Source organism: Brevundimonas sp. KH_060 (genome assembly GCF_057838275.1).
Map to the genome: position 1 here is coordinate 420824 of NZ_CM174463.1, position 21760 is coordinate 442583.

The 21760-nt window shown below is 67.7% G+C and carries 19 protein-coding genes; 7 read left to right on the top strand and 12 right to left on the bottom strand.

From position 1 onward, the window contains the following. Nucleotides 1–29: 29 nt before the first annotated feature. The 4 genes from AC3IPP_RS02185 to AC3IPP_RS02200 form a co-directional block, all read right to left on the bottom strand. Nucleotides 30–1358: an amidohydrolase gene (locus AC3IPP_RS02185; protein WP_489150186.1), complete on the bottom strand. Its 1329-nt coding sequence runs from the start codon at nucleotides 1356–1358 to the stop codon at nucleotides 30–32. A gap of 205 nt (nucleotides 1359–1563) precedes the next feature. Further along, nucleotides 1564–4863: a carbamoyl-phosphate synthase large subunit gene (gene carB / locus AC3IPP_RS02190; RefSeq protein ID WP_489150187.1), complete on the bottom strand. Its 3300-nt coding sequence runs from the start codon at nucleotides 4861–4863 to the stop codon at nucleotides 1564–1566. Between the two features lie 11 nt (nucleotides 4864–4874). Further along, nucleotides 4875–5195 (bottom strand): ribonuclease E inhibitor RraB, encoded by a 321-nt coding sequence (locus tag AC3IPP_RS02195; RefSeq protein WP_134582329.1) that lies wholly within the window; start codon nucleotides 5193–5195, stop codon nucleotides 4875–4877. Between the two features lie 145 nt (nucleotides 5196–5340). Next, entirely contained in the window at nucleotides 5341–6042 is a 702-nt protein-coding gene (locus AC3IPP_RS02200) for an HAD family hydrolase (protein ID WP_489150188.1), read from the bottom strand. Nucleotides 6043–6287: 245 nt separating this feature from the next. On the opposite strand from AC3IPP_RS02200, the gene AC3IPP_RS02205 reads away from it, so the two are divergent. The 3 genes from AC3IPP_RS02205 (at nucleotide 6288) to AC3IPP_RS02215 (ending at nucleotide 9808) form a co-directional block, all read left to right on the top strand. Then, complete coding sequence (locus AC3IPP_RS02205) at nucleotides 6288–7595, top strand: amino acid permease (protein WP_489150189.1); 1308 nt, start codon at nucleotides 6288–6290, stop codon at nucleotides 7593–7595. 86 nt (nucleotides 7596–7681) lie between these two features. Then, nucleotides 7682–8842 carry a glutamine-hydrolyzing carbamoyl-phosphate synthase small subunit gene (carA, locus tag AC3IPP_RS02210; protein ID WP_489150190.1) on the top strand — a complete coding sequence of 387 codons (1161 nt, stop codon included), beginning with the start codon at nucleotides 7682–7684 and terminating at the stop codon, nucleotides 8840–8842. Then, nucleotides 8843–9808, top strand: a complete 966-nt coding sequence (locus AC3IPP_RS02215) for a hypothetical protein (protein ID WP_087139941.1) — start codon at nucleotides 8843–8845, stop codon at nucleotides 9806–9808. A 6-nt stretch (nucleotides 9809–9814) separates the two neighbouring features. Here AC3IPP_RS02215 and AC3IPP_RS02220 read toward each other — a convergent pair whose 3' ends face one another. Next, on the bottom strand, nucleotides 9815–10078 hold the full coding sequence (locus AC3IPP_RS02220; RefSeq protein WP_087139942.1) for a hypothetical protein: 264 nt from the start codon (nucleotides 10076–10078) through the stop codon (nucleotides 9815–9817). A gap of 186 nt (nucleotides 10079–10264) precedes the next feature. Further along, a complete protein-coding gene (locus tag AC3IPP_RS02225; RefSeq protein ID WP_489150191.1) occupies nucleotides 10265–11437 on the bottom strand; it encodes a patatin-like phospholipase family protein in 1173 nt (390 codons plus the stop codon). Between the two features lie 173 nt (nucleotides 11438–11610). Between AC3IPP_RS02225 and dnaG the strand changes: the two genes are divergently transcribed. Together dnaG and rpoD are read left to right on the top strand one after the other, a co-directional pair. Next, complete coding sequence (gene dnaG / locus AC3IPP_RS02230) at nucleotides 11611–13491, top strand: DNA primase (RefSeq protein ID WP_087139944.1); 1881 nt, start codon at nucleotides 11611–11613, stop codon at nucleotides 13489–13491. Nucleotides 13492–13566: 75 nt separating this feature from the next. Then, a complete protein-coding gene (gene rpoD, locus AC3IPP_RS02235) occupies nucleotides 13567–15489 on the top strand; it encodes an RNA polymerase sigma factor RpoD (protein ID WP_087139945.1) in 1923 nt (640 codons plus the stop codon). 189 nt (nucleotides 15490–15678) lie between these two features. On the opposite strand, the gene AC3IPP_RS02240 is transcribed toward rpoD, so the two are convergent. The 4 genes from AC3IPP_RS02240 to AC3IPP_RS02255 form a co-directional block, all read right to left on the bottom strand. Beyond that, on the bottom strand, nucleotides 15679–16032 hold the full coding sequence (locus AC3IPP_RS02240; RefSeq protein ID WP_087139946.1) for a DUF1428 domain-containing protein: 354 nt from the start codon (nucleotides 16030–16032) through the stop codon (nucleotides 15679–15681). 129 nt (nucleotides 16033–16161) lie between these two features. Then, nucleotides 16162–16659, bottom strand: coding sequence for a VOC family protein (locus tag AC3IPP_RS02245; protein ID WP_489150192.1), 498 nt, complete (start codon nucleotides 16657–16659; stop codon nucleotides 16162–16164). Next, nucleotides 16656–17132 (bottom strand): SRPBCC family protein, encoded by a 477-nt coding sequence (locus AC3IPP_RS02250; protein ID WP_489150193.1) that lies wholly within the window; start codon nucleotides 17130–17132, stop codon nucleotides 16656–16658. Before AC3IPP_RS02250 ends, AC3IPP_RS02245 begins: the two co-directional genes overlap by 4 nt. Before the next feature lie 3 nt (nucleotides 17133–17135). Continuing rightward, nucleotides 17136–17579 (bottom strand): VOC family protein, encoded by a 444-nt coding sequence (locus AC3IPP_RS02255; protein ID WP_489150194.1) that lies wholly within the window; start codon nucleotides 17577–17579, stop codon nucleotides 17136–17138. A gap of 93 nt (nucleotides 17580–17672) precedes the next feature. On the opposite strand from AC3IPP_RS02255, the gene AC3IPP_RS02260 reads away from it, so the two are divergent. Continuing rightward, complete coding sequence (locus tag AC3IPP_RS02260) at nucleotides 17673–18362, top strand: winged helix-turn-helix transcriptional regulator (RefSeq protein WP_489150195.1); 690 nt, start codon at nucleotides 17673–17675, stop codon at nucleotides 18360–18362. Between the two features lie 3 nt (nucleotides 18363–18365). On the opposite strand, the gene AC3IPP_RS02265 is transcribed toward AC3IPP_RS02260, so the two are convergent. After that, nucleotides 18366–18578 (bottom strand): hypothetical protein, encoded by a 213-nt coding sequence (locus AC3IPP_RS02265; protein WP_087139951.1) that lies wholly within the window; start codon nucleotides 18576–18578, stop codon nucleotides 18366–18368. Nucleotides 18579–18676: 98 nt separating this feature from the next. Continuing rightward, nucleotides 18677–19537 (bottom strand): restriction endonuclease, encoded by an 861-nt coding sequence (locus tag AC3IPP_RS02270; RefSeq protein ID WP_489151026.1) that lies wholly within the window; start codon nucleotides 19535–19537, stop codon nucleotides 18677–18679. Between the two features lie 168 nt (nucleotides 19538–19705). On the opposite strand from AC3IPP_RS02270, the gene AC3IPP_RS02275 reads away from it, so the two are divergent. Further along, complete coding sequence (locus AC3IPP_RS02275) at nucleotides 19706–21703, top strand: DEAD/DEAH box helicase (protein WP_489150196.1); 1998 nt, start codon at nucleotides 19706–19708, stop codon at nucleotides 21701–21703. The last annotated feature ends 57 nt before the right edge of the window (nucleotides 21704–21760 follow it).

Sequence of the window (21760 nt, forward strand, 5' to 3'; positions counted from 1 at the left end):
GGGACGCCGCCGGGTTCAGCGCCCCTTGCCTAGCGTTTGGGCATCAGGGCCTCGGCGGCCAGGACCGAGCCTTCGACGCCCAGGGTGACGGCGGGTTCGGGCGTGATGCGGAACAGGGGCGAATGGTGGCCGGCGGCGTCGTCCACCTGTGCGGGAGGGGTGCCGCCGACGCTGAAATAGACGCCCTTCACGCCACTCTCGGGGGTGACGAAATAGGCGAAGTCCTCGGCGCCCATGCCGCCGCGCGGCTTGTCGATCAGGATGTCGTCGCCCAGGCCCGCCGTCAGGGCGGCGCGCACGCGGGCGGCGGTCTCGGCGTCGTTGATGGTCGGCGGGGTGTTTTCCAGCTTGGAGCGCACCACGGTCGGCAGCTTGTCGTCCGGCACGCCCAGGGCCAGGGCCGTGTTCCGGGCGATGCGGTCGATGCCGTCCAGCAGCTGGGCGCGCACCTCGGGGCTGTCGGCGCGGACGGTCAGCTGCAGGTCCACGCGGTCGGAGATGATGTTGTGCTTGATGCCGCCGCGAATGGCGCCGACCGTGACCACGGCGCCGTCCAGCGGATTGGTCTCGCGACTGCGCAGGGACTGCAGCGCCACCACGATGTGCGAGGCGACCAGGATGGGATCGACCCCCAGGTGCGGCGAGGCGCCGTGCGTGCCGACGCCATGGACGGCGATGTCCACGCTGTCCGAGCTGGAAGAGGTGATGCCCAGCGGCGCCTCGATCCTGCCGGTCGGGGTGTCGGCCGAGACATGGAAGGCCAGGGCGTAGTCAGGTTTCGGGAAGCGGGAATAGAGGCCGTCCTCGACCATGGCGCGGGCGCCGAAGATGCGCTCCTCGGCCGGTTGGGCGATCAGGACGAGCGTGCCGGACCAGTTGGCCTTGCGCGCCTGCATCTGGCGCGCCGTGCCGACCAGGGCGGTGATATGCACATCGTGGCCGCAGGCGTGCATGACGGGCTTCTCCACCCCGTCGCTGTCGACCTGACGGGCGGTGGAGGCGTTGGCGAGGCCCGACTTCTCCTCGACCGGCAAGCCGTCCATGTCGGCGCGGATCATGACCGTGGGGCCGGGGCCGTTGCGCAGGACGGCGACCACGCCCGTGCCGCCGACGCCGGTGGTCACGTCATAGCCGAGCGTGCGCAGTTCCTGCGCCATGCGGGCGGCGGTCTGGACCTCGAGGCCGGACAGCTCCGGGTTGCGGTGGAAGTGGTCGAACAGGGCGACGAGGTTGGCGTCGTAGTCCGCCTTGACCGCCGCCTTGAGCGCGGCGGCGTCGCCTGCGGTTTGGGCGATGGCGGGCGCGGAACCGGCCGCCAGCACGGCGGCCAGGATAGCGGTGAGCGTGGTCTTCTTCATGATGGCGTCCCCTCCAATGTCACGCACGACCTTAGCCGCTGGAGGGAAGGGGGCAACCGGGGAAGGCGAGCCTCTTCTTGCCGTCATCTTCGGGTCAAGCCCGAGGATGACGGCGACTATAGGGTGATGGCGCCAATAGGCCGGCCCACGAAAAAGCCCCCGACGATCGCTCGGCGGGGGCTTTCCTTCAGGTCGGGGCCTGATCTCAGTTGTAGCTCTGGATCGGGCGGACATCCATTTCGCCGTGGCGGACGGCGGCGATGGCCTGGGCGGCGGCCAGGGAGCCGGACGCCGTGGTGTAGTAGGGGATCTTCATCATCAGCGCCGTGCGGCGGATGGAGAAGCTGTCGGCCAGGGCCTGCTTGCCGTCCGTGGTGTTGAAGACCAGCTGGACCTCGCCGTTCTTCATGGCGTCGACGATGTTCGGACGGCCTTCCAGCACCTTCTTGACCAGGCCGACGTCCAGGCCCTGTTCGGTCAGATAGGCATGGGTGCCGCCGGTGGCGATGACGGCGAAGCCCTGCGCCAGCAGGGTCTTCACCGCCTCGACGATGAAGGGCTTGTCGGCGTCGCGCACCGAGACGAAGGCCGTGCCCTCGGTCGGCAGGATGGTGCCGCCGCCGGTCTGGGACTTGGCGAAGGCGCGGGCGAAGGCGGGGGCCAGGTCGGCCTCGCCCTCACGCTTCCAGTCCAGGCCCATGACCTCGCCGGTCGAACGCATTTCCGGGCCCAGGATGGTGTCGACCCCGGCGAAGCGGGCGAAGGGGAAGACCGCTTCCTTGACCGCGATGTGGTCCAGGTCGCGATCGACCAGACCGAAGGAGGCCAGCGGAACCCCGGCCATGACCTTGGCGGCGATGGCGGCGACCGGCTGGCCGATGGTCTTGGCGACGAAGGGCGCCGTGCGGCTGGCGCGCGGGTTCACTTCCAGCACGAAGATGCGCGGGTTGTCGCTGTGCGGCTCTTCGATGGCGAACTGCACGTTCATCAGGCCGCGCACCTTCAGGGCCTTGGCCATGGCGGTGGTCTGGCGCTTCAGCTCGGCCACGGTTTCGGGGCGCAGGGAGAAGGGCGGCATGGAGCAGGCGCTGTCGCCCGAGTGGACGCCGGCTTCCTCGATGTGCTCCAGCACGCCGGCGACGAAGACGGTCTCGTCGTCGCACAGGGCGTCGACGTCCACTTCGGTGGCGCGGTTCAGATAGTGGTCGATCAGGACGGGATCGTCGCCCGAGACGCGCATGGCTTCATGGACGTAGCGGTCCAGCTGCTCGCGGTCGTGGACGATCATCATGCCGCGGCCGCCCAGGACGTAGGAGGGGCGCAGAACGACCGGATAGCCGACTTCCTCGGCCTTCTGGGCGGCTTCCTCGGCCGAGCGGGCCAGGCCGTTCGGCGGCTGGATCAGGCCGATCTCGTTCAGCATCTGCTGGAAGCGCTCGCGGTCCTCGGCCAGGTCGATGCTGTCGACGCTGGTGCCCAGGATCGGCACGCCGTCTTCCTGAAGCGCATGGGCCAGCTTCAGCGGGGTCTGGCCGCCGAACTGGACGACCACGCCGATCAGTTCGCCCTTGGAGCGTTCGACGTCGATCAGCTCCAGCACGTCTTCGGCCGTCAGCGGCTCGAAATAGAGGCGGTCGGAGGTGTCGTAGTCGGTCGAGACCGTCTCGGGGTTGCAGTTGACCATGATGCTCTCGACGCCGATGTCGTCGAAGGCGAAGGCCGCGTGGCAGCAGCAGTAGTCGAACTCGATGCCCTGGCCGATGCGGTTCGGACCGCCGCCCAGGATGACGGCCTTCTTCTTGTCCGACGGCGCGGCCTCGCAGGCCGGGACCTGGCCCAGGGCGCCGGTCTCATAGGTCGAATACATATAGGCGGTGGCCGAGGCGAACTCGGCGGCGCAGGTGTCGATGCGCTTGAACACCGGGCGCACGTCCAGCGCGCGGCGGGCCTTGCGGACCTCGCCCTCGGTCTTGCCGGTCAGGGCGCCCAGGCGGGCGTCGGAGAAGCCCTTGGCCTTCAGCTTGCGGAAGTCGGTCGCGTCGGTGGGCAGGCCCTGAACGCGGACGTGGCCTTCGGTGCGGATCAGGTCGGCGATCTGGCGCAGGAACCACGGCTCATACGAACAGGCGGCCTGCACTTCCTCGACCGTCAGGCCGTGACGGAAGGCCTGGGCGATGACGCGGATACGGTCGGGCGTCGGCAGGCCCAGGGCGCGGATGACGGCGGCCTTGATCGCAGCGTCGTCCTCGGCGCCGGTCACGCCGTCGATCTCGATGTCGTCGAAGCCGTTCAGGCCCGTTTCCAGACCGCGCAGGGCCTTCTGCATGGATTCCTGGAAGGTGCGGCCGATGGCCATGACCTCGCCGACCGACTTCATCGCCGTGGTCAGCGACGGCTCGGAGCCCGGATATTTCTCGAAGGCGAAGCGCGGGATCTTGGTGACCACGTAATCAATGGCCGGCTCGAAGCTGGCCGGGGTCACCATGGTGATGTCGTTCTTCAGCTCGTCCAGCGTGTAGCCGACGGCCAGCTTGGCGGCGATCTTGGCGATCGGGAAGCCGGTGGCCTTGGACGCCAGCGCCGAGGAGCGCGACACGCGCGGGTTCATCTCGATGACGACCAGACGGCCGTCCTTGGGGTTGACCGCGAACTGGACGTTCGAGCCGCCCGTCTCGACCCCGATCTCGCGCAGCACGGCGATCGAGGCCGCGCGCATCATCTGGTATTCCTTGTCCGTCAGGGTCATGGCCGGGGCGACGGTGATGCTGTCGCCGGTGTGGACGCCCATCGGATCGATGTTCTCGATCGAGCAGATGATGATGCAGTTGTCCGCATGATCGCGGACGACCTCCATCTCATATTCCTTCCAGCCCAGAACCGACTCTTCGATCAGCACTTCGGTGGTCGGCGACAGGTCGAGGCCGCGCTCCACGATCTCGTGGAATTCCTCGACGTTGTAGGCGATGCCGCCGCCGGTGCCCGCGAGCGTGAACGACGGACGGATGATGGCGGGCAGGCCCACGAAGGCCAGGGCCTCGTCGGCTTCTTCAATATGGTGGATGGCGCGCGAGCGGGGCGATTCCAGACCCAGCTTGTCCATCGCGTCGCGGAACTTCTGACGGTCCTCGGCCTTGTCGATGACCTCGGCCTTGGCGCCGATCATCTCGACGCCGTGACGGGCCAGGGCGCCCGAGGCGTTCAAGGCCAGGGCCGTGTTCAGCGCTGTCTGGCCGCCCATGGTGGGCAGCAGGGCGTCCGGCTTTTCCTTGGCGATGATCTTCTCGACCATCTCGGGCGTGATCGGCTCGATATAGGTGGCGTCGGCCACCTCCGGGTCGGTCATGATGGTTGCGGGGTTCGAGTTGACCAGGATGACCCGGTAACCCTCGGCCTTCAGCGCCTTGCAGGCCTGAACGCCGGAATAGTCGAACTCACACGCCTGGCCGATGACGATCGGGCCGGCGCCGATGATCAGGATGGACTGGATGTCTGTGCGCTTGGGCATCGGCGTTCGTCTCAGTTCGTCACGACCGCGCACTCCCAGCCGTCGTAGTCGAGCTGGAAGGCCGCGGCCCAGGTTTGCATCATGGCCGACACAGGCGCAAACGACGCCTCGTCGACCGGCATGGTGGTCTCCAGGACGGTCATGTCGCCCTGGCCCCGCGTCAGGAAGCCCGCACGGCGGGCCACCTCGCACAGGTCGCCGTGCGCCTCTTCCTCGCCGTAGAAGTAGAACAGCGTATGGCGCGGAGTGATCCCGCTGTCGCCCTGCTCTGCGAGCGCGGCGCGCACCATGGCGTCCTTTTCTTCGTGGCTGGTCAGGGCGGCGGTCTCCACGCGCGCAGACGGACGGGCGCGAGCGTTGTCGCGGCCGATCCGTTCAGGTTGTCGGTTAAGCGGCCCGTTTAGAGAGGGAGGGGCCGGGGGGCAAGGGCCAGAATGGGGCGGGCGCGATTTCTTGGGGAGCCCGCCCCGCCGGCTCCTATTTATCGTCGATCGCGGCGATCCAGTCGGGCAGTTCGCCGATGCGGCTGAGGCTGACGTAGCGGGCGTTGCCCTCCGGCGCGTCGGCCAGTTCGTGGGCCCAGGTGATGTGGTAGGGGATATGCGCCGCCCAGGCCCCGGCCTCGATGGCGGGCAGGACGTCGGACTTCATGGAATTGCCGGCCATCACCGCCTCGGCCGCGCCCGAACCGTGGCGGGCGAAGACGCGGTCATAGGTCGAGCGGTCCTTCTCGGAGACGATCTCGACGGCAGCGAACAGCTCGCCCAGGCCCGAGGCCGCCAGCTTTCGCTCCTGGTCCATCAGGTCGCCCTTGGTCACCAGAACCAGACGGTAGTTTTCGGCCAGTTCAGCCAGGGTTTCGTCGACGCCGGGCAGGGTCTCGACGGGGTGAACCAGCATCTCGCGCCCCGCGGCCAGGATCTCGCGCACGATGTGGGGCGGGGCAGAGCCGTCGCACAGCTCCATCGCCGTCTCCAGCATCGACAGGGTGAAGCCCTTCACCCCATAGCCATAGAGCCGCAGGTTGCGTCGCTCGACCGCGGCCAGGCGGTCCATCATCACCGGTTCTTCGGCATGGTCGGCCAGTAGTTCGGCGAACCGCTTCTGGCTCAGGCGGAAGATGGTCTCATTGTGCCAGAGGGTGTCGTCGGCATCGAGGCCGACCGTGGTGACGGGCATGGGCGAACTCCAGAACTTCGGCGGGGCTTTAGCACGCTTCCCTGTCCCGCTCATCCCGGCGGACGCCGGGATCCAGTCCTTTGGCTTCAAACGCTCCCTCGGATCGCCGCCCGGTTTCTGTGTGCAGCCGTCGCGGGCGAGGCTCTCACTGGATCCCGGCGTCCGCCGGGATGAGCGGGGGGAGTGGGCGGTGTAGGAAGAATCTTGAGGGCGACGGCTGCGACATTTCGGTCTATGCGGCGGGCATGAGCCAAGTCGACATCCTGCCTGAACCCTCGCACCGCATCGGCTGGGGCCTGGCCGCCCTGGTGGTGGCGGGCAATATGATCGGATCGGGCGTCTATCTGTTGCCGGCGACGCTGGCGCCGACGGGCAGTTCCAGCATCATCGGCTGGCTGGTCTGCGGGATCGGGGCGGTGACCCTGGCGCTGGTGTTCGGCGGTCTGGGGCGGATGCAGCCGGAGGCGGACGGCCTGTCAGACTTCGCCCGGCGTGGTCTGGGGCGGTTCCTGGGCTATCAGACGGGGCTGGCCTATTGGGCCGCCTGCCTGACCGGCAACGTCGCCGTGGCGGTGGCCGGGACCGGCTATCTGGCCTTCTTCTTCCCGGCGCTGAAGGAGCCGATGTGGGGCGCGCTCAGCAATCTGGCGCTGATCTGGCTGACCACGGCGGCCTATGCGGCCGGGTCGAAGACAGCGGCGCGGTTCGGGGCGATCACCCTGGTGCTGGGACTGATCCCGATCGGCCTGGCCATCATCGCCGGGGTCATCGCCTTCAGCGGCGACACCTTCGCCGCCTCGTGGAGCCCGGCGGGCGAGCCGCTGATGAAGACGGTTCCGGCCTCGCTGGCCGTCATCTTCTGGGCCTTCCTGGGCGTCGAGAGCGCGGCGGCCCTGTCCAGCCAGGTCAAGAACCCGGTGACCGACGTGGGCCGCGCCTCGCTCGGCGGGGTGTTGCTGGCCTTCGTCGTCTATGTGGCGGCCAGCGTGGCGGTGTTCGGCGTCATCCCGGCCGACGTCCTGGCCCACTCCACCAGCCCCTATGCCGATCTGGTGGCGCGGGTGATGGGGGCCTCGGTGGCCGGTCTGGTGGCGGCCTGCGCCGTCATCAAGGCGACCGGCACCATCGCGGGCTGGACCATGATGGGCGGCGAGACGGCCCGCGCCTCGGCCGAGGCGGGTTGGCTGCCGCGCTGGTTCGGCGGGGCGCAGAAGGGCAAGACGCCCCTGTCCAACCCGCTGATCAACGGCGTCATCATGAGCGCCATGGTGATCGCCAGCGCCCAGCCGACCCTGGGCCAGCAGTTCGGCGTGCTGATCGGCGTGACGTCGGTGCTGACGTTGTGCCTGTACGCCCTGTGCTCGGTGACGCTGTGGAAGCTGACGACCAAGCCGGGCTGGCGCTTGTTGGCCGTGGGCGGGGCGGTGTTCTCGGCCTTCGCCGTGGCGGCGGCGGCGGGCGGCTACATCTGGCCCAGCGTTGGATTCTTCGCCGTGACCAGCCTGGCCTGGCTGTGGGTTCGCAAGCGACAGGGACGCTTCCAGGCGGCATAATCAGAGGCCGTGTTGACACGGCCCCTTCATCTCTTTAGCGACCCCGCCGTTTGTCCGCCCGTATTCACTGCTAGGAGCCCTGCGCCATGACGACTCAAATCCTGTCCGGCGCCACTGGCGTCCTCGTGCTCGCAGATGGAACGGTCCTGTCGGGGATCGGCGTCGGCGCGACCGGCTCGGCCATCGGCGAGGTGGTCTTCAACACCTCGATGACGGGCTATCAGGAGATCCTGACCGACCCGTCGTACATGAGCCAGATCCTGGCCTTCACCTTCCCGCACATCGGCAACGTCGGCGTGAACCTGGAAGACGTGGAGCAGATCGGCGAGGCGCCCGAGCGCGCGGCGCGCGGCGTCATCCTGCGCGACGTGCCGACCGATCCGGCCAACTGGCGCGCCACGGGCGGGCTGGACGCCTGGATGAAGTCGCGCGGCGTCATCGGCCTGGCCGGCGTGGACACCCGCGCCCTGACCCAGCTGATCCGCGAGAAGGGCGCCCCGCACGCCGTCATCGCCCATGATCCTGAAGGCAAGTTCGACCTGGAGGCCCTGACGGCCCTGGCGCGCGACTGGAAGGGCCTGGTCGGCCTGGACCTGGCCAAGGACGCCTCGACCACCCAGGCCTTCGAATGGACCGAGGGCGCCTGGGAATGGCCGATCGGCTACGCCAAGCCCGAGGCTGGCGACCAGTCGGTGGTGGTCATCGATTATGGCGTGAAGCGCAACATCCTGCGCGCCCTGGCCTCGACCGGCGTGAAGATCACCGTGGTCCCCGCCTCGACCACGGCCGAGGATATCCTGGCCCGCAATCCCGACGGCGTGGTCCTGTCGAACGGTCCGGGGGATCCGGCGGCGACGGGAGAATACGCCGTGCCCGAGATCAGGAAGCTGTTGGACAGCGGCAAGCCCCTGATGGGCATCTGCCTGGGCCACCAGATGCTGGCCATCGCGCTCGGCGCCAAGACGCTGAAGATGGAGCAGGGCCACCACGGCGCCAACCACCCGGTCAAGGACCTGACCACGGGCAAGGTCGAGATCGTGTCGATGAACCACGAGTTCTCGGTCGACCGCGACAGCCTGCCCGAGGCTGTGGTTGAAACCCACGTGTCGCTTTTCGACGGCACCAACTGCGGGATTGCGCTGAAGGATAAACCCGTGTTCAGCGTGCAGCATCACCCGGAGGCCTCGTCGGGTCCGACCGACAGCCTCTATCTGTTCAAGCGTTTCGTGGATTCCATGAGGGCGTAAATGGGGGCTCCCGCAGCGAGGTCCGCTTATCTCGGCTGGGTTTCTGCTGCGATCGCAGGGGAGAGGGGGGCCTCTCCGGCTATTGCGGCGGCCGAGCATGATCTGATCCTGGGCTACGCTACAGGATATGAGGCCGCTGACGTGGCGGTCTTCGTGCGCTCGTTGCGCGCGGTCTATGCCGGTCCCGTGGTGCTGGTGACGGATCAGGAACCTGCGCTCCTGGCCTTCCTGGCCGAACACGACGTGGAGTCCGTGCCGCCCGCGTGCCTGTGCAACGGCGCCTGGCGGCCGCATGCGGTGATGCAGCGCTTCGCCGCCTTCGACATTCTGATGAGCGAGCGGCCCTGGGCGCGCAGCGTCCTGCTGACGGATGTGCGCGACGTGGTCTTCCAGGCGCCGCCGTTCGACCCGCCGCCCGCCAAGCCCGAGTTCTACGTCGAGTATGACGGCGGGCTGAAGGGCCACGCCTTCAACATGAAATACCTGCGCGGCGTCGGCGGCGAGGACGTGGCGCGCGCCCTGGCGGACAAGCCGTGCGTCTGCGTCGGCACCGTCATGGGGCCGCGCGAGAGCATGATCCGCTTCTGCCGCACCCTGCTGATGCTGGCGGCCATTCCCCGTTCCGAGATCGGCGGCGCCTTCGGAGCGGATCAGGCGGCCTGCAACATCGCCCTGCATCTGGGGCTGGTCGAGGGCGAGGCGGCGGCCAACTATGGTCGCATCGCCACCGTCGGCCTGACGCCGAGCGAGGGCCTGTCCCTGGCGGACGGTCGGATCGTGAACCCGGATGGCGGGACCAGCGCGATCGTGCACCAGTATGACCGCCATCCGACCCTGATGGCCGCCATGCACGAACGCTGGGGCCAGGGCTTCGAGGTGCGCGAACGGCGCCGGGGCAAGAGCCTGTCCGAGCGCGGCCGCAAGCTGAAGGACTCGCTGGCGCGGCGTCTGCCCGAACTGCGCTGAGCCTGCTCAGGGCAGGGGTGCGGCCTCGGCGCGGCGCAAGGCGGCCGCCTTGCCGATGGCGATGACGGCGGCGTGCAGCCAGTAGTCGGCGTCCTCGCTGCGCTTCTCCTGCCGACGCAGCCAGCCGCGTTGGCGCCGCAGGGCGGCGTTGGCCAGCAGGCGGGCGTGCAGGGCGCGGGGCTTGAGCAAGGGAACAGCGGGAGAGCCGGGGACGGCGACGGCGTCGGGGCCTTGGGGCTCCACCGCCGGACGGGCGATGGCGATGAACATGGGACGAGGACCGTTGAACTACGGCGCCGGACGCGGTCCGCGGCGGCGGCGTCATGGCGGTCCCTGCTTCTCAGGGGCCGATCGAAGAATCCACAGGTCTGTGGATAGTTCCGGCGTTATCTGAGAAAATATTGTTCATATTCAGATGCTTATCGCCGCATTGCGGCCCATATGGTTAATCAACCCTTAAGGTGACGAAACGGCGCGCGGCGGCTGCGGCGCGGCGGGGTCGACGCGCGTGTCAAAGGCGCGGCCGGACAGGGCCTGAGCTTCGCCGGCCTGGAACAGGCTGGTCATGTGGGCCTGGGTGAAGTCCAGGGTGTTGGCCTCGACCTCATCGGGAATGGCGGCGACCGACAGGGTCATGTTGTGACGGTGCGCGAACTGGGTGACGGCCGTCAGGTCCGAACGCTGTAACGCCTTCATCATGGTGTCGAAGCTGCGCGCGGCGATGCTGACCGCCGAGATGCGCGCCACCTCGAAGCGCGGGTCCCACTGGCCGTTGACGACGATCCAGACGCGGGCGTTGCTGAGGGGGCGGTTTGACGGGGTGTCGAGCAGCAGCGCCTGCGGCACGACCAGGAAGCTGGACACCGTGCCGCCGTCGACGTGCAGCTCCTGAATGCGGCGGCCCTGATGCTCGACGTCCAGCAGGACGGGCGGGAAGGCGCCGGGGATGCTGGCCGAGGCGATCAGCACATTGACGAACAGCAGGCGCGAGGCCGGATCGTCCTGCTGGGCGATGGCGCCCATGTCCCAGACGACCTGGGTCTGGGTGTCCAGGCTGGTGGTCGAGACATAGAGGCGACGGCCCTTGCGGTGCTCTTCGGCGATGGCCGCCAGCAGCTCGGGCGAGATGTTGTTCAGCACCAGATTGGTCAGGGGCTCGGGCTTGAACACGCCGGGCAGCATCAGGGCGTAGAGACCACGCGATTTCAGCAGCTGGTCGGTCTGGCCGCTGGTGTAGGCGTGCTCCAGCGCCGGGTCGAACCGCTGGCCCGCAAAGACGAAGGGCGCGATCAGGGCGCCGGTCGAGACGCCGGTGACCACCTCGAACTGGGGCCGGTTTCCGGCCTGACTCCAGCCGACCATGACGCCAGCGCCATAGGCGCCGTTGGCCCCGCCGCCTGACAGGGCCAGGATGTCGAAAGTCCCGTCCCTGGCGGCGTTCTGCGTATTGATCGTCTCGTGCACGAAGCGGGCGCGCTCTTCCTCCGTCTGGAAGTCGTAGCGCCAGGGCGGGCTGGCGGCGGCCAGGTCGGCGGCGTCGAAGGCCGGGCGCGGAATCGTCTGGCAGGCGCCCAGCGCCAGGAAGGCGGCGGGCAGCAGCATCAGAACGAGCAGACGAAGTTGGCGCATGGTCGCAAAGGCTCCGGCAAGGCTGGGATGACTTAAAGCCCAGTCGTGCGACAGAAGGAAGTCAGGCGGTTGTCCCCGGACTTATCCCCAGGCGGCGTTTTGGCCGGGGGCCGTCGCGGCGGCGCGCGGGCGAGGGCTGGCCTTTGCGGCCCAACGGACGGCATAGGTCAGGCGTGCGATTTGACGAACGGTTCATCGAGGAGCTGAAGGCCCGCCTTCGGCCGTCCGACATCATCGGGCGGACGGTGAAGCTCAAGCGTCAGGGACGCGAGTTCGTCGGCCTCAGCCCCTTCTCGAAGGAGAAGTCGCCCAGCTTCTTCGTCAATGACGACAAGGGCTTCTTCCACGACTTCAGCTCGGGCAAGCACGGCGACGTCATCAGCTTCCTGCAGGAGACGGAGCGTCTCAGCTTCGTCGAGGCGGTTAGCCGACTGGCGGGCGAGGCCGGGATGCAGCTGCCCGCCGAAGACCCCCAGGCCGCTGAGCGCGAGCAGAAGCGTCAGGGTCTGGCCGACTGGATGGACCTGTCCCAGAAATGGTTCGCGGCCAATCTGCGCCGCAGCGTCGGCAAGGCGGCGCGTGAATATCTGGAAAAGCGCGGCCTGCCCGAGGATCAGTGGGAGCGCTTCGGCCTGGGCTATGCGCCCAATGACCGCGAGGGGCTGAAGCAGGCGCTGGTCCAGCGCGGGGCGCGGCCGGGCGATCTGGTCGAGGCGGGGATGCTGATCGCGCCGGAAGGCGGGGGGCAACCCTATGACCGCTTCCGCGACCGGCTGATGTTCCCGATCCTGGATGCGCGCGGGCGTATCGTCAGCTTCGGCGGCCGGGCGATGAACCCGGACGACCGGGCCAAATATCTGAACGGGCCGGAGACCTCGCTGTTTCACAAGGGGGCGACCCTTTACGGCCTGCCGGAAGCGCGGCGGATCATGGGCGCCGAGAGCCGGGGCGAGCAGGGCATCATCGTCGTCGAAGGCTATATGGACGTGATCGCCTGCCATCGGGCGGGCCTGCCTGCGGTCGCGCCGATGGGCACGGCCCTGACCGAAGAGCAAATGGAGCGGCTGTGGCGGGTCTCGTCCGAGCCGGTGCTGAGCTTCGACGGCGACGCGGCGGGCCTGCGCGCCGCCTATCGCTCGATCGAGCGGGCGCTGCCGCTGCTGAAGCCGGGCAAGTCCTTCCGCTTCGCCCTGCTGGAAGGCGGGCAGGACCCGGACGACATCCTGCGTGATCGCGGGGCGCCGGCCCTGCGTCAGGCCATGGCTGATACGCGGCCCTTCGCCGAGGTGCTGTTCCGCCGCGAGGTCGAGGCCGAGCCGCTGGACACGCCCGAGCGCAAGGCGGGGCTGAAGGGGCGGCTGCGTCAGGCGGCCAACGCCGTGCAGGACAAGGATCTGGCCGAACAGTACCGGCGCGACCTGTTCGACCGCTTCGACGCCCTGTTCCCGCGCCAGCAACAGCAGCGGCCGCCGCAACAGGGCGGACGGCCGGGGCCGGGCGGGCGCTGGCGTGGTCCGCCGCCCTTGCAGGGGCAGACGGCCGAGGGCGCCCAGGCCATGCAGGCGCTGTTCCGCTCGGTCGAGCCGATCGCCGCCGCCCTGGCCCACGGCGCCATCGACGACCCGGAGCGGCTGGACGATCATATGGAGGCGGTGGCGCGCTACGGTTTCGGCGATCCGGCCCTGGACGGACTGGCCCAGGAACTGGTTCGACTGCGTTTCTCGGGCCGGACCCTTGACTCTGCCGCCCTGCGCCGCCATCTGGCCCAATCGGGTCATGATGCCTTGATGCACGAGGTCGAGAAGGCGGCGGCGAAGTCCGGCGCGCCATTCCTGGCTGCAGACAAGCCCCTCGGCGAGGCGAGGACCCGGTGGTCGCAAGCGTTCGACGCTCTGACCCGCGCAGCGGCGTTGGACGAGGCGCTGGCTTCAGCAAAGTCGGAGGCTCATCGGGCCTTCGATAACTCGGCTTTCGCTTTGGTGAAGGCCGAGCGCGATGCCCTGCGGCGAGCCATCAAGACCGGAACGATTTGGGAAGACTCGGCTTCTTCGTAACCAACGAAGTCGTCGGGCGTTGTATTTTCGCCGCAGGGGACTGATCACCCCCCGCCGGCCGTGGAGACAGACTGAATGAGCGCGCAGACCGAGACGCAGGACGCCGAAACCAACGCCGACGGGCCCCTGCTCGATCTCACCGACGCCGGGGTGAAGAAATTCATCCGTCAGGCGAAGACGCGCGGCTATGTGACGATGGAGGAGCTGAACAAGGTCCTGCCGTCCGAAGAAGTCACGCCGGACCAGATCGAAGACATCCTGGCCATGCTGTCGGAGATGGGCGTCAACGTCGTCGAAGCCGAAGAGGACGCCGCCGAGGCGACCGGCACCGACGTGGCCGCCGCCGCCGAGACCTCGGTCGCCGAAGCCCCGGCCAAGGCCGCCTATGACCGCACCGATGACCCCGTGCGGATGTATCTGCGCGAAATGGGTACGGTCGAGCTGCTGAGCCGCGAGGGCGAAATCGCCATCGCCAAGCGCATCGAGGCCGGCCGCGACGCCATGATCTCAGGGCTCTGCGAAAGCGCCCTGACCTTTGAGGCCATCATGGTCTGGCGCGAGGAGCTGGCCAACAACCGCATCCTGCTGCGCGAAGTGATCGACCTGGACGCCACCTACGGCATCCTGAACCCCTCGTCCCTGCCGCATAACCAGCCGGCCCCGGCCCAGCCGACCGGCGAGCCGGACGGCGACGGCGAAGAAGATGACGAGGACGATTTCGACGACGGCGGCGCCATGTCGATCTCGGCCCTGGAGGCCGAGCTGCGCGACGGCGTCATGGAGGTGCTGGACGCCATCGCCGTCGACTTCAGCGAGTTCCGCAAGCTGCAGGACAAGCTGGTCGAGGCGCGCCTGAAGGGCGACGTCCTGACGGCCAAGGATCAGAAGACCTATGAATCCCTGACGGCGTCCATCTCGGACCGCCTGAAGACGATGAAGCTGAACAACGCCCGCATCGAGGCGCTGGTCGAGCAGTTGTACGCCATCAACAAGCGCCTGATCGGCCAGGAAGGCCGACTGCTGCGTCTGGCCGACGGCTACGGCATTTCGCGTCCCGAGTTCCTCAAGGCCTACTTCGGCTCGGAAATGGACCCGAACTGGGCTGAGCGCATCAAGGAGATGGGCGTCCGCTGGACCAAGTTCAGCGAGAACGAATCCGTCCAGATCGACGCGATCCGCACCCATATCGCCGCCGTCGCCACCGAGGCGGGCGTGCCGATCGACGACTATCGCCGCATCGTCCAGATGGTGCAGAAGGGCGAGCGCGAGGCCCGTCAGGCGAAGAAGGAGATGGTCGAGGCCAACCTGCGCCTGGTGATCTCCATCGCCAAGAAATACACCAACCGCGGCCTGCAGTTCCTGGACCTGATCCAGGAGGGCAACATCGGCCTGATGAAGGCGGTCGACAAGTTCGAGTATCGCCGCGGCTACAAGTTCTCGACCTACGCCACCTGGTGGATTCGTCAGGCGATCACCCGCTCGATCGCCGACCAGGCCCGCACCATCCGCATCCCGGTGCACATGATCGAGACGATCAACAAGATCGTCCGCACCCAGCGCCAGATGCTGCACGAGATCGGCCGCGAGGCGACCCCGGAAGAGCTGGCCGAACGTCTGGCCATGCCGCTGGAGAAGGTCCGCAAGGTCCTGAAGATCGCCAAGGAGCCGATCTCGCTGGAAACGCCCATCGGCGACGAGGAAGACAGCCACCTGGGCGACTTCATCGAGGACAAGAATGCGATCCTGCCGATCGACGCCGCCATCCAGTCGAACCTGCGCGAAACCACGACCCGCGTGCTGGCCTCGCTGACCCCGCGTGAGGAGCGCGTCCTGCGGATGCGCTTCGGCATCGGCATGAACACCGACCACACCCTGGAAGAGGTCGGCCAGCAGTTCTCGGTCACGCGCGAACGCATCCGTCAGATCGAGGCCAAGGCCCTGCGCAAGCTGAAGCACCCCTCGCGGTCGCGGAAGCTGCGGAGCTTCCTGGACAGCTGATCCGGCGACGATGATTGAAAAAGGGCGGCTCCGACGGGGCCGCCCTTTTTTGTTTCTCCTCCCCATGAAATGGGGAGGTGGATCGGCGGCGTAGCCGTCGAGACGGAGGGGCCGCTGGCTTCCGCTGTCGCAAAGCCCCTCCACCACTTCGTGGTCCCCCTCCCCACGATGTGGGGAGGAGAGCCTCGCTTACTGCGTCTCGTTGAAGACGGTTTCGAAGCCGCCCCACATCATGCGCTTGCCGTCGAAGGGCATGTCCATGTTCGCCATGGCGGGGTCGTCCTGCATCTTGGCCCAGGCGTCGTCTGCGGTCTTCTTGTCGGGCCAGATCAGCCAGGAAAAGACGACGGCCTCGCCGTCCTCCAGCTTCACCGCCATGGGGAAGCTGGTGACCTTGCCGTCGGGCACGTCCACGCCCCAGTTCTCGATCTGGGCGGTGGCGCCGTAGCCCTTGAACAGGGGCCAGGATTGGCGCGCGGACTCGATGTAGCGCTCCTTGTTCTCGTTTTTCACGGGGGTCAGGAAGCCGGTGATGTAGGCCATTTTCGTTTCTCCTCGGGGTTTGGCCCCTATCGCTCGCCGCGCGGCGGCTCGCTGGGGCGGGGGGGTGGATGGTCGGGGCAGGCTTGGTCGGCGTCTTGGTCGAAAGCGACAGGTGAGACGGCTTAGCTTTTAGGCCTGCCCGATCCTGTCAGCAGCGGCCTCGATGGCGGCGATGTCGATCTTGTGCATCGTCATCATCGCCTCGAAGGCGGCCTTGGCGCGGGCCGGGTTGGGGTCGTCGTAGAAGGCCATCAGGCGGCGCGGCGTGATCTGCCAGTTCACGCCCCAGCGGTCCTTGCACCAGCCGCAGGCGCTCTCGGCCCCGCCGTTTCCGACGATGGCGTCCCACAGACGGTCGGTCTCGGCCTGGTCGTCGGTCATGATCATGAAGGACACGGCTTCGGTCTGGGGGAAGTTCGGACCGCCGTTCAGGCCGACGTAGCGCCGCCCGGCCAGGGTGAACTCGACCACCAGTTCGGACCCGGCCGGGCTGGACGGATTGTCGGCGGGGCTGGCGACGACGCGGTCGATGCGGCTGTCGGGAAGGCCCAGGGAGACGTAGAACTCGGCCGCCTTCTTCGCCTGGCCGAGATCGTACCAGATACAGGGAATGATCTTGTCGCTCATGACGCGCTCTCCTGCGGGGTGAGGTTTTCGGCGACCTGGGCCAGCTGGTCGGCGGCGGCGCCCCAGCCCGGCTCGAAGCCCATGTCGCGGTGGGCCTGCATGGCCTTTTCGTCCCAGTGGCGGGCGCGGGCGGTGTAGCGCGTGCCGTCGCCCTCCGACTCGAAGGTGTCGATGCGGACGAAGTTCATCTCGCCCGGCTGCGGGATCCAGCCTTCGGTGAAGGCGCCGGTCGTCACCAGGCGGCGGCCGGGCTCCACCTCCAGCACCACGCCGCGATACTCATGCCGCTCGCCTTCGGGCGACTGCATGACGACATCGGCGCGCCCGCCGGGGCGCAGGTCGTGGTCGACCGACACCGTGCTCCACGGGCGCGGGGTGAACCACTCGGTCGCGTGCCGGGTCCAGGCCCGCCACACCGTCTCGGGCGAGGCCTTGATGAAGCGGCTGACGCTGAGTTCGTACAGCGCGCTCATGGCTCAGCCTCCGCCGACCTGTGAGGCGAAGCCTTCCGGCCCCTGGGCGGCGGCTTCCGGGTCCATCCACATGACCTCCCAGATGTGACCGTCGGGATCGGCGTAGCTGCGGCCGTACATGAAGCCGTAGTCCTGCTTGACGTTGGGATCGGCCTGGCCGCCGGCGGCGGCGGCGCGATCGACCACGGCGTCGACGCCCTCGCGGCTGTCCTCCGACACGCAGATCAGCACCTGGGCCGTCTTCTTGGCGTCGGGGATGGCGCGGTCGGTGAAGCTGGAGAACTTCTCATGCGTCAGCAGCATGGCGTGGATGGTGTCGGAAAAGACCATGCAGGCCGCCGTCTCGTCCGAGAACATCGGGTTCATGCTCGCCCCGATCGCCTCATAGAAGGCCACGGAGCGCGGCAGGTCGGCGACCGGCAGGTTGATGAAGATCAGCTTGGGCATCGGCGGTGGTCCTCCCTTGCGCGGCCCTCCCTCCCCGGACGGCCTGCCCTATGATGTTGGTCGTTCTGCGCCTTGATGTTATGTTAGTCAACTATGAAGTTAGAAAAAGTAACTAAGAAGTCCGAATCCCGATCCCGGCGTTATCACGACGCCTGCGGGGCGGCGCACGGGCTGGACCTGGTGGGCGAGCGGTGGGCCTTGCTGGTCATCAGAGAACTCATGATGGGGCCGCGGCGTTTCAGCGACCTGCGAAAAGACCTGTGCGGCCTGTCGGCCAATGTGCTGACGCAGCGGCTGGAGGGGCTGGAGGCCTCGGGCGTCGTCCAGCGTCGCAAGCTGCCGCCGCCCGCCTCGGTCCAGGTCTATGAGCTGACCGACTGGGGCTATGAGATCGAGCCGGTCTTCATGGTGCTGGGCCGCTGGGCCGCGCGCTCGCCGCAGCACGACCCGACGCTGCCGATCAGCGCCGTCTCCATCATGCAGTCGTTCAAGACCATGTTCGACGCAGGCCGCGCGCAGGGCGCGACGATGCGGCTGGGCTTTGCATTGGATGAGGACCGGATGGTCGTAAGCGTGAGGGGCGGCGTCATCGACGCCCTGCGCGGCGAGGTCGAGGGCTGTGATGTCGTGGTGCGCGCTGCGGCCCAGGTCGTGGCCGCCGCCGTCTACGGCAAGGTTCCGCTGGAGGCGCTGGAAGGCGAGGGGGGGATGGTCATCGAGGGCGACCGGGCGACGTTCGAGCGGTTCGTCGACTTCTTCCACCTGCCGGAGAAGGCGGGGTAGGGCCTAGACCAGAATATCCAGCAGGGTTCCCGTCATCTGATCCGCCGTACGAGCCACGGCGGCGTTGGCCGAGAAGTCGCTCTTGGCGCGGATCTGCTCGACCGCCTCGACGGCGTAGTCGTCCATCCGGCCCGAGGCGACGCGGCGGGCGCTGTCTTCCAGCCGGGCCGAGGCGGCCTGCATCCCGGCGGCGGCGGTGCTGAGCGGCGAGATCATGGATGATCCTTCGGCGGACGGGGGTCTGAACCCGGCCAGCATCGCCTCTGCGTGGTCAACGCCCGATCAACGGACGTGGTGAACGGCGGTCGATTCTTCTAGATGGCGCTGAAAGCCGAGGCGTCCACTGTGACTTCCTCGACCATACGGACAGAGACGCCAAGGCTGCGCTCCTTCAGCAAGTCGCAAAGCGTGTCGCCGTCTACCAAATCGATTGCGGGAGCGCCGTCTCGGGTGGCCTCTCTTCGAGCTTCGCTTGTGAATGTGCCTGTCGTGATGATCAGGCCCTTGTCTGCGCGCCCGACCATGGCGCCTCTGAAGTCGCGGACCGTCGATGCGCCGACGGATCCCTGCCAGCGTTTGCACTGAAAGATCACCTGAAACGACAGCAGGTTCATGCGCAGGACGCCGGTCCCGTCTATGCCGCCGTCGCCGGTTTTGCCGGTCACCTCGACACGGGTGAAGCCGGATTCACGCAAAAGGCGTTGGCAAAGCCGTTCGAACGCGGAGGGGTCAAGCTGGAGCAAAACGGAAAGAAGCTGGTCCTTCCAGTCTTCCTGCGCGGCTTCCTGCAGAACCTGTGGCGGGTCGAGCTTTTCCGTGACAGCGTTGGCGCGTTGCGCGGCGTAGGCTTTCTGCACCTGTTTGGGGATGGCTGCGATTTCGGACGCCGTCATGGCGGCCCCTGCTGGCGTAAGGCTCCAGACGCCTCTTTGGCTATTGGTTACAGCCCCGCCAAGCTTAAGCCAGCTTCGTGCGAAACCAAGGCGTTGGTCGACGACCAACTGGTTCCATTTGCCGTGCCGAAGATTTAGAATTTCGTCGGAAAGGCCCATGTGCTCGGAAATGTCTTCAAGCATTTCGGCATTGGTCAGCGAACGCCCATGGGCCTTCAGCCGTTCAATAATCGGCTGCATGAAGGCTTCAAAAGGAGGCGCATCCGAAAGCGACGGCGTCATCTTCAAGTATTTGGCGATTGTTGATTTTTGAAACGCCTAGATCGATTCGGCCCCACCCCGGCCCTTATTCGTGTATAGGGAGCGCCTTCCCCGACGCCCGGCAGGCTGCGACGCCTCGCCGGGCGCGGCCGTTTGACGGTCGCCTCGCATTTGAACTCCAGGCCTTTCATGCCCTTTCCCGCGATCCATCCCGCGCTTGACCGCGCCCTGCTGAACAAGGGCTACCTTGAACCCACCCCGGTTCAGGCCGCAGTCCTGGAAGGCCATGGCGAGGCGGACCTGCTGGTTTCGGCCCAGACCGGCTCGGGCAAGACGGTGGCGTTCGGTCTGGCGGCGGCGCCGACCCTGCTGGGCGAGGACGAGCGGTTCGGCCAGGCGGATACGCCGCTGATGCTGGCCATCGCCCCGACGCGCGAACTGGCGCTGCAGGTCGCGGCAGAGCTGGAATGGCTCTACGCCGAAGCGGGCGCCAAGATCGTCACCTGCGTCGGCGGCATGGACGCCCGCAAGGAAGCCCGCGCCCTGAACCACGGCACCCACGTCGTGGTCGGCACGCCGGGCCGTCTGAAGGACCACATCGATCGCGGGGCGCTGGACCTGTCGGCCGCCCGCGTCGTCGTGCTGGATGAAGCCGACGAGATGCTGGACATGGGCTTCCGCGAGGACCTGGAATACATTCTGGACCAGGCGCCGGAAGAGCGCCGCACCCTGCTGTTCTCGGCCACGATCGCCCGCGACATCGCGATCATGGCCAAGCGCTATCAGAAGGACGCGGTGCGTATCGACACCGTCGACCGCAGCCAGCCGCACAACGACATCGAATACCGCGCCATGCGCATCGCGCCGAACGAGATCGAGCGCGCCGTGGTCAACGTCCTGCGCTACTTCGAGGCGCCGGGCGTGCTGGTCTTCTGCTCGACGCGGGATTCCGTGCGTCACCTGCAGGCCTCGCTGGTCGAGCGCGGCTTCGCCTCGGTGTCGCTGTCGGGCGAGATGGGCCAGCGCGAGCGTAATGAGGCGCTGCAGGCGCTGCGTGATCGCCGCGCCCGCGTCTGCGTCGCCACCGACGTGGCCGCGCGCGGTCTGGACCTGCCCGATCTGGGTCTGGTGATCCACGCCGAACTGCCGATCAACAAGGCGACCATGCTGCACCGTTCGGGCCGCACCGGCCGCGCGGGCAAGAAGGGCGTCTCGGTCCTGCTGGTCCCGCACAGCCGCCGCCGCAAGGCCGAGATGCTGCTGGGCTCGGCCGGGGTCGAGGCCGTCTGGTCCGGCGCCCCGACCGCCGATGAAATCCGCGCCCAGGACGAACAGCGCCTGCTGGCCGCGCCGGTCTTCGCCGAAGAAGGCGCTGACGAGGATGCGGGTCTGGTCGAGAAGCTGGTCAAGGAGCGCACGCCGGATGATCTGGCCCGCGCCCTGCTGGTGCTGCTGCGCAAGAACCTGCCCGCGCCGGAAGACCTGAGCGATCCGGGCGAAGGCCCGCAGCGCAAGCCGCGCCGCGAACGCGATGCGGCGGGCGGCGACGACTACGCTCCCGCACCGTGGCCGGGCGACCGCCTGCAGCCGGACGAAGTCACTTGGTTCCGTCTGGACATCGGCCGCAACCGCAACGCCGACCCCAAATGGCTGATCCCGCTGATCTGCCGCATCGGCGGCGTGACCAAGCAGCAGATCGGCTCGATCCGCACCTTCCCCGAAGAGACGCGCTTCGAGATCGCTCTGAGCCACGCTGACGCCTTCCGCGCCGCCGCCGCCCAGAGCAAGGAAGAGGCCCGCATCACCCCGTCCGAAGCGCCGACGCCCGGCTCGATGAAGGGTGCGCGCAACCGTAACTTCGAGCGCGACGGCGAGGCCCGCCCCTTCGCCAAGAAGCCCTTCCGCCGCGATGAGGACGGTCAGAGCCGCCCGCCGTTCAAGAAGAAGCCGTGGAGCCCCGAGGGCGATGCGAGCCGCAGCGCCGATGGCGAGCGTCCCTTCAAGAAGAAGCCCTATGCGCCCCGTGCTGACGCGGCGCCGGCTGAAGGCGGCTTCAACAAGAAGCCGGGCTTCAAGGACAAAGGCGACAAGAAGCCCTTCACGCCCAAGGCCGGCTTCAAGGGCAAGCCCGACTTCAAGGCGGGGGCCAAGCCTTTCGCCAAGGGGCCGAAGGGCAAGCGGGCTTAAACACCCGCTCATCCCTGCGGAGGCGGGGACCCAGTAAGGGCTTCACGCTCATGATCC

What these genes read in the sequence shown, in the direction of transcription:
- AC3IPP_RS02185 (WP_489150186.1), bottom strand. Translation starts at nt 1,358, where the DNA reads ATGAAGAAGACCACGCTCACCGCTATCCTGGCCGCCGTGCTGGCGGCC.
- carB (WP_489150187.1), bottom strand. Translation starts at nt 4,863, where the DNA reads ATGCCCAAGCGCACAGACATCCAGTCCATCCTGATCATCGGCGCCGGC.
- AC3IPP_RS02200 (WP_489150188.1), bottom strand. Translation starts at nt 6,042, where the DNA reads ATGCCCGTCACCACGGTCGGCCTCGATGCCGACGACACCCTCTGGCAC.
- AC3IPP_RS02205 (WP_489150189.1), top strand. Translation starts at nt 6,288, where the DNA reads ATGAGCCAAGTCGACATCCTGCCTGAACCCTCGCACCGCATCGGCTGG.
- carA (WP_489150190.1), top strand. Translation starts at nt 7,682, where the DNA reads ATGACGACTCAAATCCTGTCCGGCGCCACTGGCGTCCTCGTGCTCGCA.
- AC3IPP_RS02215 (WP_087139941.1), top strand. Translation starts at nt 8,843, where the DNA reads ATGGGGGCTCCCGCAGCGAGGTCCGCTTATCTCGGCTGGGTTTCTGCT.
- AC3IPP_RS02220 (WP_087139942.1), bottom strand. Translation starts at nt 10,078, where the DNA reads ATGTTCATCGCCATCGCCCGTCCGGCGGTGGAGCCCCAAGGCCCCGAC.
- AC3IPP_RS02225 (WP_489150191.1), bottom strand. Translation starts at nt 11,437, where the DNA reads ATGCGCCAACTTCGTCTGCTCGTTCTGATGCTGCTGCCCGCCGCCTTC.
- rpoD (WP_087139945.1), top strand. Translation starts at nt 13,567, where the DNA reads ATGAGCGCGCAGACCGAGACGCAGGACGCCGAAACCAACGCCGACGGG.
- AC3IPP_RS02240 (WP_087139946.1), bottom strand. Translation starts at nt 16,032, where the DNA reads ATGGCCTACATCACCGGCTTCCTGACCCCCGTGAAAAACGAGAACAAG.
- AC3IPP_RS02245 (WP_489150192.1), bottom strand. Translation starts at nt 16,659, where the DNA reads ATGAGCGACAAGATCATTCCCTGTATCTGGTACGATCTCGGCCAGGCG.
- AC3IPP_RS02250 (WP_489150193.1), bottom strand. Translation starts at nt 17,132, where the DNA reads ATGAGCGCGCTGTACGAACTCAGCGTCAGCCGCTTCATCAAGGCCTCG.
- AC3IPP_RS02255 (WP_489150194.1), bottom strand. Translation starts at nt 17,579, where the DNA reads ATGCCCAAGCTGATCTTCATCAACCTGCCGGTCGCCGACCTGCCGCGC.
- AC3IPP_RS02260 (WP_489150195.1), top strand. Translation starts at nt 17,673, where the DNA reads ATGAAGTTAGAAAAAGTAACTAAGAAGTCCGAATCCCGATCCCGGCGT.
- AC3IPP_RS02265 (WP_087139951.1), bottom strand. Translation starts at nt 18,578, where the DNA reads ATGATCTCGCCGCTCAGCACCGCCGCCGCCGGGATGCAGGCCGCCTCG.
- AC3IPP_RS02270 (WP_489151026.1), bottom strand. Translation starts at nt 19,537, where the DNA reads ATGACGCCGTCGCTTTCGGATGCGCCTCCTTTTGAAGCCTTCATGCAG.
- AC3IPP_RS02275 (WP_489150196.1), top strand. Translation starts at nt 19,706, where the DNA reads ATGCCCTTTCCCGCGATCCATCCCGCGCTTGACCGCGCCCTGCTGAAC.